The organism is Ruegeria sp. N11 (genome assembly GCF_056531525.1).
Map to the genome: position 1 here is coordinate 211,166 of NZ_JBQFLX010000003.1, position 13,689 is coordinate 224,854.

At 58.6% G+C, this 13,689-nt stretch carries 12 protein-coding genes; 3 read left to right on the forward strand and 9 right to left on the reverse strand.

Translation table 11 applies throughout. The annotated features are described in order from the left end of the window. Positions 1-144: 144 nt before the first annotated feature. On the reverse strand, positions 145-843 hold the full coding sequence (locus ACR0J8_RS04705) for a corrinoid protein (protein ID WP_170614919.1): 699 nt from the start codon (positions 841-843) through the stop codon (positions 145-147). 317 nt (positions 844-1,160) lie between these two features. Between ACR0J8_RS04705 and ACR0J8_RS04710 the strand changes: the two genes are divergently transcribed. Then, the gene (locus ACR0J8_RS04710; protein ID WP_480522357.1) at positions 1,161-2,225 is read left to right on the forward strand and encodes a PA0069 family radical SAM protein; all 1,065 of its coding nucleotides are present in this window, start codon (positions 1,161-1,163) and stop codon (positions 2,223-2,225) included. Positions 2,226-2,276: 51 nt separating this feature from the next. On the opposite strand, the gene gltA is transcribed toward ACR0J8_RS04710, so the two are convergent. Both gltA and gltX read right to left on the reverse strand, forming a co-directional pair. Further along, on the reverse strand, positions 2,277-3,572 hold the full coding sequence (gltA, locus tag ACR0J8_RS04715) for a citrate synthase (protein ID WP_480888948.1): 1,296 nt from the start codon (positions 3,570-3,572) through the stop codon (positions 2,277-2,279). A 121-nt stretch (positions 3,573-3,693) separates the two neighbouring features. After that, positions 3,694-5,094: a glutamate--tRNA ligase gene (gltX, locus tag ACR0J8_RS04720; RefSeq protein ID WP_480522356.1), complete on the reverse strand. Its 1,401-nt coding sequence runs from the start codon at positions 5,092-5,094 to the stop codon at positions 3,694-3,696. A gap of 78 nt (positions 5,095-5,172) precedes the next feature. On the opposite strand from gltX, the gene ACR0J8_RS04725 reads away from it, so the two are divergent. Further along, entirely contained in the window at positions 5,173-7,206 is a 2,034-nt protein-coding gene (locus ACR0J8_RS04725; RefSeq protein WP_480888950.1) for a ComEC/Rec2 family competence protein, read from the forward strand. Positions 7,207-7,210: 4 nt separating this feature from the next. Here ACR0J8_RS04725 and lexA read toward each other — a convergent pair whose 3' ends face one another. From lexA to ACR0J8_RS04755, 6 genes are all read right to left on the reverse strand, one after another. Continuing rightward, complete coding sequence (lexA, locus tag ACR0J8_RS04730; protein WP_170614924.1) at positions 7,211-7,909, reverse strand: transcriptional repressor LexA; 699 nt, start codon at positions 7,907-7,909, stop codon at positions 7,211-7,213. A 76-nt stretch (positions 7,910-7,985) separates the two neighbouring features. After that, entirely contained in the window at positions 7,986-9,158 is a 1,173-nt protein-coding gene (locus tag ACR0J8_RS04735) for a molybdopterin molybdotransferase MoeA (protein ID WP_480888953.1), read from the reverse strand. Next, the gene (gene moaC / locus ACR0J8_RS04740) at positions 9,155-9,628 is read right to left on the reverse strand and encodes a cyclic pyranopterin monophosphate synthase MoaC (protein ID WP_480522353.1); all 474 of its coding nucleotides are present in this window, start codon (positions 9,626-9,628) and stop codon (positions 9,155-9,157) included. The genes ACR0J8_RS04735 and moaC overlap by 4 nt, the downstream gene beginning before the upstream one ends. Further along, complete coding sequence (gene trpC / locus ACR0J8_RS04745) at positions 9,628-10,440, reverse strand: indole-3-glycerol phosphate synthase TrpC (RefSeq protein ID WP_480888955.1); 813 nt, start codon at positions 10,438-10,440, stop codon at positions 9,628-9,630. The genes moaC and trpC overlap by 1 nt, the downstream gene beginning before the upstream one ends. After that, positions 10,437-11,456 (reverse strand): anthranilate phosphoribosyltransferase, encoded by a 1,020-nt coding sequence (gene trpD / locus ACR0J8_RS04750; protein ID WP_170805640.1) that lies wholly within the window; start codon positions 11,454-11,456, stop codon positions 10,437-10,439. The genes trpC and trpD overlap by 4 nt, the downstream gene beginning before the upstream one ends. Further along, on the reverse strand, positions 11,453-12,034 hold the full coding sequence (locus ACR0J8_RS04755) for an anthranilate synthase component II (RefSeq protein ID WP_480888957.1): 582 nt from the start codon (positions 12,032-12,034) through the stop codon (positions 11,453-11,455). The genes trpD and ACR0J8_RS04755 overlap by 4 nt, the downstream gene beginning before the upstream one ends. Positions 12,035-12,229: 195 nt before the next feature. Here ACR0J8_RS04755 and ACR0J8_RS04760 point away from each other — a divergent pair, with 195 nt between their 5' ends. Then, positions 12,230-13,642, forward strand: a complete 1,413-nt coding sequence (locus tag ACR0J8_RS04760) for a divergent polysaccharide deacetylase family protein (RefSeq protein WP_480522350.1) — start codon at positions 12,230-12,232, stop codon at positions 13,640-13,642. Positions 13,643-13,689: the final 47 nt, after the last annotated feature.

Consider the following 13,689-nt stretch of genomic DNA (forward strand, 5'->3'; position numbering starts at 1 on the left):
CAGTCCTTTGATCAGAAAAGGCGCGATCCATCCATGTGGCAAGCCCTGTCGCGAAATCGATTGGCAACACGGCAAGAATTGCGACCGGGCGAACAAAAAAGCCGCCCGGTGGCGGGCGGCTTAACGAACTCAGTCCTGAGCTTTTCAGCCCGCCATTTGATTGTGCTTGCGCGACACAAAGTCCTTGGCGGTTTCCACAGCCACGGCCGCATCGCGGCAATAGGCGTCTGCGCCAATCGCTTTGCCGAACTCTTCGTTCAGGGGCGCGCCGCCTACCAGAACAATGTAGTCATCGCGAACGCCCTGTTCGACCAGGGTGTCGATCACCACCTTCATGTAAGGCATTGTGGTGGTCAGAAGGGCCGACATGCCCAGAATGTCCGGCTCTTCCGATTCCAGCGCTTCCAGGTAGTTTTCGACCGGGTTGTTGATGCCGATGTCGACCACGTCAAAACCGGCACCTTCCATCATCATCGACACGAGGTTTTTGCCGATGTCGTGGATGTCGCCTTTGACGGTTCCGATCACCATCTTGCCCACGCGTGGGGCACCGGTTTCGGCCAGCAGCGGCTTCAGGATCGCCATGCCACCCTTCATCGCGTTTGCAGCCAGGAGTACTTCGGGAACGAACAGGATGCCGTCACGGAAGTCATGGCCAACGATGGTCATGCCGCCGACCAGCGCTTTGGTCAGAATGTCGTAGGGGGTCCATCCGCGTTCCAGCAGGATGTTCACACCTTCTTCGATTTCTTCTTTCAGGCCGTCATAAAGATCGTCGAACATCTGTTCGACAAGTTCGTCGTCATTCAGTTCGGACAGGACGATGTCTTCCTCATCGGACATGGGGCATTTCCCTGAGCTGTGCGGACCCTTGGCCCGTGGTGGCGTTTTTCCCGTTTTGACCATTTTGCCGCAGTTCGACTGTGACGATTGCGACGTCGGCCGTTCCGGGACCGACTTATAGGTCAAATTATTGACCCGCCCGAATGAATAATTTGCAGAATGATCCTGCAACTCATTCAGATTATGGCAAAGCCACGGACCTATGGCCTGGCTCTGGATTCCATCGCTGTAGCGCGGCGATAATTTGGCGGAAATCGATGCTTGTGTCGGGGAAAAGCTGCATCTAAATTGCTATAGAACAAAAAAAGAACAACGGGATGCAGCAACCTAACATTCGTGGCAGAGGTGTCGCGACAAACGCAACGGGGCGGTTTGAACGGTTGCAAACCATTGCCTGCGATGACGGCTGGGACATTGAAGAAGATCTTCCGCCCTTACGGACGGAACTGCGAGATGAATCCGCCCGCAGCCTGATCACCTATAACCGGTCGCCGGATCTTTCGTTCGACAGATCGATTAACCCTTATCGCGGGTGCGAACATGGGTGCGTGTATTGTTTTGCTCGCCCGACTCATGCCTATCTGGGATTGTCGCCGGGCTTGGATTTTGAAACCCGTCTGATTGCGCGCCCCAACGCCGCCGAAATCCTGCGGCGCGAGATGTCATCCAAAAGCTACCGGGTTGCGCCAATAGCAATCGGTACGAATACCGATCCCTATCAGCCGGTCGAGAAAACCCGTTTGATTACAAGGTCGTGCCTGTCCATTCTCAAGGACTTCCAGCATCCGGTCGCGGTTGTCACCAAGGGTGCGCTGATCGAACGAGATCTGGATATTCTGGCGCCCATGGCTGAACGCGGATTGGCGTGCGTCGGGGTTTCTTTGACGACGCTGGATGCGCAACTGTCCCGCAGGCTTGAGCCTCGTGCACCATCGCCACAGCGCCGCCTGCGGATGATCCGGCAGTTGGCTGGGGCAGGGGTCCCGGTTCGTGTCATGACCTCACCGGTCGTGCCCGGGCTGACGGACCACGAGCTCGAAAACCTGCTTGAGGCCGGGAAGGAGGCCGGGGCCAAGTCCGCTAGCTGGATCATGCTGCGCCTGCCACGGGAAGTCTCGGAGCTTTGGCGCGAATGGCTGTTGGAGCATGAGCCGGCACGGGCGAACAAGATCATGTCATTGTTGCGGGACATGCATGGAGGACGTGAATACGACCCGCGTTGGGGTCACAGAATGCGCGGCGAAGGTGAATATGCGCAGATCATCGCCAAACGCTTCAGGCTGGCGACCAAACGATTGCAACTGAGTACCCGGACAACGCCTTTGCGGTGTGACCTGTTTGAACGGCCGCCTCAGGCTGGGGACCAACTTAGCCTCTTCTAACGAAAAACGCCCCGGGCAGGCCGGGGCGTTCTGCATAATAGTCAGCGGCGATCAGCGGTTTTCGATATCCACATAGTCGCGCATTGTTTCGCCCAGATACAGCTGGCGCGGACGCCCGATCTTGTTCTGAGGATCGGCGATCATCTCTTTCCACTGGCTGACCCAGCCAACGGTGCGGGACAGCGCAAAGATCGGGGTGAACATCGAAGTCGGGAAACCCATCGCCTCAAGAATGATGCCCGAGTAAAAGTCGACATTCGGGAACAGTTTCTTCTCGGCGAAATACGGGTCATCCAGCGCCTGCTTTTCCAGCGCCTTTGCAACCTGCAGTTTTGGGTTGTCTTCGATACCCAGCAGGTCCAGAACCTCGTCCGCCGATTGCTTCATCACCTTGGCGCGGGGGTCAAAGTTCTTGTAGACGCGGTGGCCAAAGCCCATCAGGCGGAACGGGTCGTTCTTGTCCTTGGCGCGGGCGATGTACTCCGGAATACGATCCACGCTGCCGATCTCTTCCAGCATCTCAAGACAGGCCTGGTTGGCGCCGCCATGCGCAGGACCCCAAAGGCATGCAACACCCGCTGCGATACAGGCAAACGGGTTCGCGCCCGAAGACGAAGCCAGGCGCACGGTCGAGGTCGAGGCGTTCTGCTCGTGATCTGCGTGCAGCGTCAAAATCCGGTCCATTGCTCGGCTCAGGATCGGGTTTACTTCATATTCCTCTGCCGGCACTGCAAAGCACATGCTCAGGAAGTTGGACGCATAATCAAGATCATTGCGCGGATAAACGAAGGGTTGGCCGATGTGGTACTTGAACGCCCAGGCGGCAATTGTCGGCATCTTGGCGATCAGACGGTGCGACGCGACTTCACGCTGGTGTGGGTCGGAAATGTCGGTCGAGTCGTGATAAAACGCCGACATTGCGCCAACAACGCCCACCATGATCGCCATCGGATGTGCGTCCCGGCGGAAGCCACGGTAGAAGTATTGCATCTGCTCATGCAGCATGGTGTGGCGCGTGATTGTGGTTTCGAACTTCTCCAGATCCTTTGCGACCGGCAGTTCCCCGTAAAGCAGCAGATAGCAGACTTCGAGGAAATGCGACTTCTCGGCCAGTTGGTCGATTGGATAGCCCCGATGCAGCAACTCACCCTTTTCGCCGTCGATGTAAGTGATCGTGCTGTCGCAGCTTGCGGTCGAAGTGAAGCCGGGATCATAGGTAAAGACACCCGCCTCGCTGTACAGTTTGCGGATATCGATGACGTCGGGCCCGGCGGTCGGCGAATGAACCGGCAACACATAATCCTTGCCATGGACATTCAGAGTGGCTGTTTTTTTGCTGTCGGTCATCTTTATCCCTTCCTCAATCATGCGCTGGCCGGATCACAGTCCGACCTTGCGGCGACGGCTGTACGCAGGCGTACAGACCGGGTGTTAGCCGAGCAGCGTTACCCGAATATGAAGATTGGGTTTATTTCGCTGCATCAGAAAGCCGTGCCAGGGTTTCATCCCGTCCCAGCACAAGCATCATGTCAAAAACCGAAGGCGTTACAGCCCGACCCGCCAGCACTGCCCGCAAGGGACCAGCCAGCTTGCCGAACTTGAGCCCCTGAGATTCAGCAAACGAATTCAGGGCGTCCTCCAGCTCGCTTCGCGTCCAGCTAACATTTTGCACGTGCGGCGTCAATTCTCCCAGTATACCATCGGATACAGATGAAAGAGCTTTTGCCGCTTTCTCATCGGGTTCGATGGGGCGCGACGTCAGCACAAAATGTGCTTTTTCAAGCAGTTCGGGGAAAGTCCGTGCCCGATCCTTGAGGCAATACATCGCACGCTCGAGATCACTACTTTGTGTCGCGCTGAGAGCAGGTTCGCCAGCGGCGGCCAAGTAGGCTCCGATTTCCTGCCGCAGCGCAGCATCGTCCGAAATCGCGACGTGCTGGCCGCACAGGTTTTCCAGCTTTTTCAGATCGAAACGGGCCGGGCTTTTGCCGATACCGTCCAGGTCGAACCATTCTTTGGCCTGTGCATCGGTGAAGAACTCATCATCCCCGTGGCTCCAGCCCAGGCGCGCCAGATAATTGCGCATTCCAGCAGCAGGATAACCCATTGCCTGGTATTCCTGTGCCCCCAATGCGCCATGGCGTTTGCTGAGTTTCTTGCCGTCAGGCCCGTGAATCAGCGGGATGTGGGCCCAGACCGGGACATCCCAGCCCATCGCCTGATAGATCATCATCTGGCGGGCAGCGTTATTAAGATGGTCGTCGCCACGAATGACGTGGGTCACGCCCATATCGTGATCATCGACCACGACGGCCAACATATAGACGGGGGTGCCGTCCGACCGCAGCAGAACCATGTCGTCCAACTGGTCGTTGCGAATGGTTACGTCGCCCTGAACCTGATCGCGGATAACGGTGCTGCCTTCCTTCGGGGCCTTGATGCGGATCACATACGGCGCGTCGGGGTGCGAGGCCGGGTCGGCGTCGCGCCAGGGGCTGCGGAAAAGGGTCGATTTTCCCTCGGCGCGCGCCTGTTCGCGGAAGGCGGCGATCTCGTCCTGAGTCGAGAAACACTTGTAAGCCTTGCCTTCGGCCAGCAACTCCAGCGCAACTTCGGCGTGGCGGTCCGCGCCCTCGAACTGGCTGATCACATCCCCGTCATGATCCAGACCCAGCCAGGCCATGCCCTGCAGGATGGCTTCTGTTGCTTCCGGGGTCGAACGTTCACGGTCGGTATCCTCGATCCGCAGCAGGAACTTACCGTCACGTCCCCGCGCATACAGCCAGTTGAACAGCGCGGTCCGCGCGCCACCGATATGCAGAAAGCCGGTGGGGGAAGGGGCAAAACGGGTGACGACCTGATCGGACATTGTGTTGATTAACCTTTTGGTAACCGTGTCGGGTTTAGTTTGGCGCCTGTCTAACGAGCCCGAAGGACGGGGGCAACCATGCGCGTTCTTGCACGGATTGAGGTCGCGCTGCGGAACCAGAGTGGGTCTTTGTTCCACTGGTCTCCGGTTTGTCTGGCCGCGGGTATTGGCCTGTACTTCAGTTTGCGGTTCGAGCCGGACCGGGAGCTGTATGTTTGGGTGGCTGGAATTGGCTTGGCAATCGGGATCCTCGGGGTTCGGTTGCGGTCCGGCTGGGCGGCGTTGGCATTGGGGGGTGCGCTGATCGCTGGCGGGTTCATTCTTGCTGGCGCGCGTTCCCACATGGTGGCAGAGCCGGTCCTGTCGTGGCGTTACTACGGCCCGGTCGAGGGGCGGGTCGTGGCCCTGGATCGCTCTGCGTCGGATGCGCTGCGGGTCACGCTGGACCGGGTACGACTAGGGGATCTACCCGTGAACAGCAGGCCCCGGCGCATCCGGCTTTCTTTGCACGGTAGTGTGGGGCCTCTGGTTCCGGGGCAACGGATTATGACAACGGCTCATCTTTCGCCACCCCATGGTCCGGTGGAACCTGGCGGGTTCGATTTCCGCCGACATGCATGGTTCCAGCGCCTGGGGGCCGTTGGATACACGCGCGTTCCAGTACTTACCACCGAAGCGGCGACAGTAGGTGATGGCCAAATTTGGATCGCGTCCTGGCGGGCCACGATTTCGAGCAAGGTTCGTTCAGTCCTGCCCGGTGAGGTCGGAGGATTTGCCGCTGCCGTTACAACAGGGGACCGCAGCGGCATGGGGCAATCCACGCTTGAAAGCCTGCGGGCCTCGAATCTGGCACATCTACTTGCGATATCCGGCCTGCATATGGGGCTGCTGACCGGGTTCGTTTATGTGATTTGCCGTATCGGGCTTTCTGCGGTTCCTCCATTGGCATTGCGCGCACCAATTCGAAAGCTGGCAGCGCTGTGCGCTCTGTTCGCCGCCGTGATCTATCTGCTGCTTTCCGGTGGAAATGTCGCAACGGAAAGAGCCTTTATCATGGTTAGTGTCATGTTTGGGGCTGTGCTGATCGACCGGCGAGCGATCTCGCTGCGCGCGGTGGCGTTTGCCGCGCTGGCCGTTTTGGTTCTGCGCCCGGAATCTTTGCTGAGCCCGGGCTTTCAGATGTCATTTGCTGCCACTACAGCCCTGGTTGTTGTGTTTGGTGCATTGCGAGATTTTGGCCCGCTTCCCGGTCCCAAATGGCTTAGACCGGTTGCAGGAGTCCTCCTGTCATCTGCAATTGCAGGCCTGGCAACTGCCCCGATCGGCGCGGCGCATTTCAACACGATGTCGCACTACGGGTTTCTGGCGAACGTTTTGTCGGTACCTGTGATGGGAACAATCGTGGTCCCATCGGCCGTGGTTGCGGCCTTGCTGTCACCCTTTGGGCTGGAAGCACTAGCGTTAAGCGTCATGGGAATCGGCCTGCGCTGGATTTTGGGCGTTTCCGAATGGGTGTCAGGGCTGGAAGGCGCGCAGGGCTTTGTCGCCAGCCCACCAGACTTTGTGCTGCCGGTGTTTGCGCTGGGTGCTTTGTGGTTATCTCTGTGGCATGGCAAGGCGAGATGGGCCGGTGTGGTGCCCGTTGCCACGGCTTTTCTGTTGTGGGGGCAGGGGCATCGCCCCGAGGTTCTTATCGCCGATTCCGGCGCGTTGGTTGGTGTGATGACCGAGAACGGTCGGGCGCTGAGCAAGGCGAAAGGAAGCGGCTTTGTCGCGTCGGTCTGGCTTGAGAATGACGGTGACGGTGTTGATCAGGTGCTTGCAGCCGGAAGGTGGCCGCAGACGGATAAAAAAATCGCCCGATATGACCTGAAAGGCACTGAACTGGTACATCTGTCCGGCAAAAAGGCGGTTCAACTGTTTGATGAATGCAAATCCAACCAGATCATCGTGTCTGCTTTTGAACTGTCGTTGAGCGGGGGATGCCAAATCATCGATGCTGGGATTCTGCGACAGACCGGCAGCCTTTCCATCTCGGGTCAGACTGTGCGAACAAGCTCGGAACTGTCGGGCCAAAGGCTATGGTCCCCGGGCAGGCCCGGGAACTCCTGAGCGGTCAGTAAGTTCGGATCAGGCCGACGAGTCGCCCCTGAACCCTGACTTTGTCCTCGGGCAGAACACGGGTTTCATAGGCCGGGTTTGCGGCTTCCAGCGCAATGGCTTGGCCACGGCGGAAGAACCGTTTCAATGTCGCTTCCTGCTCTTCAACAAGGGCCACCACGATATCGCCGTTGTCTGCGGTCGATGTTTCCCGGATTACAACCACGTCACCGTCGTTGATCCCGGCATCGATCATCGAGTCACCGCGAACCTCAAGCGCATAGTGTTCGCCCTTGCCGGACACCATCGTGCCGGGAACCGCCACGCGATGCGATACATGGCTGATCGCTTCGATCGGGACACCAGCAGCGATCCGCCCCATGACCGGCAATTCCAGTGCGTCGACTGAAACAGGTTCGAAATTCGCAGGGCGCGGGCCCGCTGGTTTGTCACCTTCAATCACGCGGGGCGAGAATGCGGCCGTGGGTTCGCCGCCGAGACTTTCAGGCAGCTTCACGATCTCGATCGCGCGCGCGCGGTGGGCGAGGCGTCGAATAAACCCGCGTTCTTCCAATGCAGTGATTAGGCGATGAATGCCGGACTTCGATCTGAGGTCCAGCGCCGCCTTCATTTCATCGAAACTTGGCGGAACACCGTCCGACTGCACGCGTTTGTGGATGAATTCCAGCAAATCCAATTGCTTCTTGGTCAGCATTGCTCACACCTCGATGGTCATGCGTTTTCTTTTGTTCTACGCATGTTCACGTTTTGTGTCAACGGATTTGCCGTTTTCAGATCGGCAGGTACTGAACCTCGTCACCTGTATCGCGTGCGGGATCGTGCGGAGGGCGAACGATCAGCGCATTTGCCTGTGCAAGTACACTAAGCAGGGAACTGTCCTGATCCGCACAGGCCCGGATACCGTTTTCGTCCCGAACGGCGCGCATATAGTGTTCGCGCGGGCCGTTGTCCCCTACTGGTTCAGTCAGTTTCGCGGATCTGAGCGGTTGCAGCGTCTGCTCCAACCCCAGCATGCGTCGAACCATGGGAGCGAGGAACAGGTAGCCACATACCATGGCACTGACCGGGTTGCCCGGCAGACCCACCATAGCTGCATCCCCTAAACGTCCTGCCATCAACGGTTTTCCCGGGCGCATACGGATTTTGTAGAAGGCGCGCTGCATCCCAAGGCCTTGCGAAACGTCAGACACTAGGTCGTAGTCGCCAACTGACGCACCACCAATCGTAACCACCAGATCCGCTCCTTTCGCCAGAGCGAACGCGGTTTCAAGTGATGAGACCGTGTCCTGTGCGATCGGCAGCATTCGCACCTCGGCGCCCAACCCCTGCAGCAATGCATGCAAGCCAAAGGTGTTGGAGGCAATGATCTGATCCGGGCCGGGTATTTCGCCGGGCATTACAAGTTCATCGCCCGTCGAGATCAACGCGACCACCGGTTTGCGTTTCACCGGTACGACCGGGATGTTCATGGCAGCCATCAGAGCCACGTCTTCGGCACGAATCTGGCGCGGCGCGGTGATTTTGGCACCGGCTCTGAAATCCACTCCGGCAGGACGTATGTTCGTTTTCTGACCAGGTGTATCCGTTATGGTGATCAGATCCCCCCGGCGCTCGACATCTTCCTGAATGACCACGAAATCGGCACCATCCGGTACCGGGGCGCCGGTGAAGATCCGAACGGCCTGTCCCGGGCCGACAGTTCCTTCGAAACGTTGGCCTGCTGCGGATTCACCCACCAGTTTGAACATCGCATGAAGTTCAACTTCGGCCGATTTGACGGCGTATCCGTCCATTGATGATGCCGCGAATGGAGGCTGATCTCGTGTGGCTGCTACATCTTGATTCAGAACGCGGCCTGCGGATTGGGCAAGCGGGACATGTTCGACTGGCAATGGTTCGACCAGGTCAAACAGCAGTTCCCGGGCTTCATCAACGGTGATCATTCCGCCTCATAACGCCTTGATTTTCCGCCGTCTTTCAGAAGAACGCGGATGCCCCCGATCTCCATTGCCTTGTCCACGGCCTTGGCCATGTCATACACCGTCAATGCAGCGGTAGACACGGCGGTCAGCGCCTCCATCTCGACGCCGGTTTGGCCGGACGTCTTAACCGTCGCCTCAATCCGTACACCCGGCAGATCGGGATCAAGCATCAGTTCCACCGATACTTTCGTCACAGGCAGGGGGTGGCACAGAGGGATCAGGTCTGGCGTCTTTTTTGCACCCATGATGCCCGCAAGGCGCGCAATACCCAGGACATCACCCTTTTTGGCCCGACCTTCGGAAATAATTTCAAAGGTTTCCTGTGCCATCCTGATGTGGCCGGCTGCAACGGCGATACGGTCCGTCACGGCCTTGTCAGACACATCCACCATGTGCGCCTGACCCTGAGCGTCAAAATGAGTCAATGGCATCACATCCCTCCGGGAACCAGAGGACGTGCTAACAGGGCGCGGGTCGCTGCCTCGACATCATCCTGACGCATCAGGCTTTCGCCGATCAGGAAACAGCGCGCGCCGTACCGAGCGATATCAGCCAGATCTTCCGGCGATCCCAGACCGCTTTCACAGACGATGGTTCGATCGGCCGGAACCAGCTTTGATAGTCGCCGCGTTGTGTCAAGAGTGGTCTCGAACGTTTTGAGATTACGGTTGTTTATTCCGATCAAAGGGCTTTTCAAAGCTGCCGCGCGTTCAAGTTCTGCCTCGTCATGTACTTCGATCAGGACGTCCATGCCCCAATCGAATGCGGTCTGTTCCAATTCGGCGGCCTGAGAGTCCTCGACGGACGCCATGATGATCAGAATGCAATCGGCACCAAGCGCACGGGCCTCAATCACCTGATAGGGGTCGTACATGAAATCCTTGCGCAGAAAGGGCAAGGAAACGGCCTCGCGCGCCTGAACAAGATATTCCTTCGCGCCTTGAAAACTGGGGGTATCGGTCAGAACAGAAAGGCAGGCGGCACCACCATCCTCGTACGCTTTGGCCAGTGCGGGAGGATCAAAATCCGGGCGTATCAACCCTTTCGACGGACTGGCTTTTTTGATCTCTGCGATCAGCCCATACCCAGAACGCGCGGCGGTGTGCAATGCTTCGGCGAACGCACGAACTTCGGGTGCTTCGCGTGCCTCGCTTTCCAGCGTTTCCAGTGCCTTATTCGCCTTATCTGCCGCAACCTCTTCCAGTTTGTAGGCTTTAATTTTGTCCAGAACGGTCTCTGTCATGCGGCTTCCTGTGTAATTCGGGCAAGAGTTGTGATTTTTTCCCGGGCTTTGCCGCTGTCGATACTCTCAACGGCCATTTCTACGCCGTCGCGCAAGTCACTAACAGCATCCGCAACGACAAGCGCCGCAGCAGAATTCAGCAGAACGGCGTCACGATAGGCCGATGGTGCGCCATCCAGTAGTGCCCGGAACGCAACTGCGTTTTCTTCCGGTGTGCCGCCAAGGATATCTTCGAACGGATGCACGGGCAGTCCGGCATCTTCGGGGTGCAGTTCAACCTCCTTAACGGTCCCGTCTTCCAAAGAGGCAACCCAACTGACGCCGGTGATTGTCAGTTCGTCGGTTCCGTCCGAGCCGTGAACCAGCCAGGCGTGCTCCGCCCCCAACAGGCCCAGGGTTTCGGCCATGGGCCGGATCAGATCGCGGCTGAACGCGCCGGTCAGCTGCCGTTTTACTCCGGCGGGGTTCGTAAGCGGGCCGAGGATATTGAAGATCGTTCGTGTGCCAAGTTCCTGTCGGCTTGGCATCACATGGGCAATTGCCGGATGATGCATGGGCGCCATCATGAAGCCAATGCCAGCTTCTTTCAAAGCTTTTTCAACTGTTTGCGGACCGACCATCACGTTGATGCCCAGTTGCCCCAGCGCATCTGCTGCACCGGATTTTGAGCTGAGATTGCGATTGCCGTGTTTTGCCACCGTTACACCCGCGCCGGCCACAACAAAGGCGGTTGCAGTGGAGATGTTCAGCGTACCCTTGCCATCGCCACCGGTGCCAACGATGTCAATTGCCCCGGGTGGTGCTTTGACGGCATTGCACTTTGCGCGCATGACGGCGGCGGCCGCGGCGTATTCATCCACGGTTTCACCGCGTGTGCGCATTGCCATCAGCAACCCGCCAATCTGACTGGGCGTGGCTTCGCCATCAAAAAGGATGCCAAAGGCCTGCTCGGCCTCGGCACGGGTCAGCGGGCGGTCGGCCGCGGCCCCGATCAGCGGTTTCAGTGCGTCGCTCATGCGGGGACTTTCAGTTCTTGCAGGAAGTTTTTCAACAGTGCGTGCCCATGCTCCGATGCGATGGATTCGGGGTGGAATTGGACGCCGTGGATCGGCAAATCCCGATGCTGCAGACCCATGATGGTGCCGTCCTCCAGTTCGGTCGTGATCTCAAGGCAATCAGGCAGGCTTTCGCGCTCCACGATCAGTGAATGGTACCGGGTTGCTTCGAACGGGGAAGGCAGGCCCGAGAAGACCCCTTTGCCTGTGTGGTGCATGATGCCCATCTTACCATGTACGATCTCGTGGCACCGCACGACTTTCCCGCCAAAGACCTGCCCGATGGTTTGATGTCCAAGACATACACCCATCAACGGAGTCCGTGTCTCGGCGGCCGCCTGCGTCAGGGCCAGGCAAATCCCGGCTTGATCCGGGTCGCAGGGACCGGGGCTGAGCAGAATGCCGGCCGGGTTCATGGCCATTGCCTCCTGCACGTCCAGCGCATCATTGCGGCGAATGACCATTTCGGCACCGAGTTCGCCCAAATAATGTACCAGGTTGTAAGTAAACGAGTCGTAGTTGTCGATCAGCAGCAGCATTTGGGCACTTGTCTCGGCTTGGGCATTTCGGGCTGGCGATGCAACCACGGGCCACGGTATAATGTCGGGACATACATGCTCAGGCTTGTGGGGCAGCGTCAAGGGGACATCCCGCAAAGGACGGGCCTGACAGGGAATTGCCGCAGCAGACGGCGCAGAAGCGATCGACGCAGAGAAAGACGAGAGGCAAAAGAAATGGGCGGATTTGTCGGAGGAATAATCGCCGGTGCGGTTGTCGTGCTGGCTTTGGGCGCGGTTCTGTCGTTGAACACGCCTTTGTCGTCAAAACCGGCCGTCTCAACGCACGCACCCGACCCTGCGCCGCTCGAGGATCCGGTGTCGACGGCCGATGCACCGGATGCCGGGGCCGACGCCGATCTGGTCGAACTGCCGCCTGAAGCGCCGGAACCGGTCGATGAACAATCAGATTCCCTTGCTGGGGTGACAAATGTCGACCCCACGCCGGATACGCAACCCGTTGTAGGAGAGAGTAACCCCGCAATCGAAATGCCGGACGTAGCGCCCGAACCTGAAGTTGCGGTCGCCCCAGACGCACCAGTTGCACCACCGGCTCCTGCGATTGCCGCTGGCACGCCACAGGTCGAAGCTTTGCCTGAGGTGGCCGATACCGCGCCTGAACCTCCGGCGCCGCCAGCCGAAGATGTGGCCGTTCTGGAACCGGAAGCTGAGCCTGCACCACTGCCGGGCACGCCGGAAGAACCGAAGGTCGAGAACCCGTTTGAAAACAGCCCCATTGCCGTGGAAGGGGATGAGGATACTCTTCCTCGCAATCTGCCCCGTATCGCAACCTTGCCGCAGATCGGGGGCGATCAGCCCGCAACGCCAGGCTCGACAATTGGCAGGCGTGTGGTTCCTCTGACGGAACGGGATGATCCTGTTGTGGAAGCCGAAGAGACCGAGCAGGTGCCGGTCGGAAAACCGATCGAGGCATACGCCGCCAGCTTCGAAAACCCGGAATCCAAGCCTTTGATGTCGATCATCCTCATTGACGACGAAGGTGCCTTTGGGGCCGAGGCTTTGCGTGATTTTCCCTATCCGCTGAGTTTCGCGATCAGCCCGTCGGATCCTGACGCCGCTGAAAAGATGGCGCGCCACCGCGAGGCCGGTTTTGAAGTAATGGCCATCGCGGACTTGCCGGAAGCCGCAAATGCACAGGACGCCGAGGTGTCTTTGGCGGTCTGGTTCGAGACGCTGCCGGAAACGGTGGGTATTCTGGAAGGTGTAAACACCGGCATTCAGGGTAATCGTCAGGTGGCTGATCAGGTTGCGGCGATTGCGGCCGGAACCGGGCGCGGTCTGATCACGCAGGACAACGGTTTGAACACGGTTCAGAAACTCGCCGCCCGCAACGGGACACCTTCAGGTGTCGTGTTCCGCGACATTGACGGAGCAAGGCAGGACCCGAAGATCATGCGCCGCTTTCTGGATCAGGCTGCATTCCGGGCCGGGCAGCAGGGAACGGTCGTGATGCTGGGACGTTTGAGACCAGAAACGATTTCCGCACTGCTGCTGTGGGGGCTTGAGGACCGCGGCAACCGGGTTGCAATGGCGCCGATCTCGGCCGTGATGTTGAAAGAAGTTCAGTAAACGTCAGGGAAAATTCAATAAAAGGCGGCTGGTCGGTGTATCGCCGC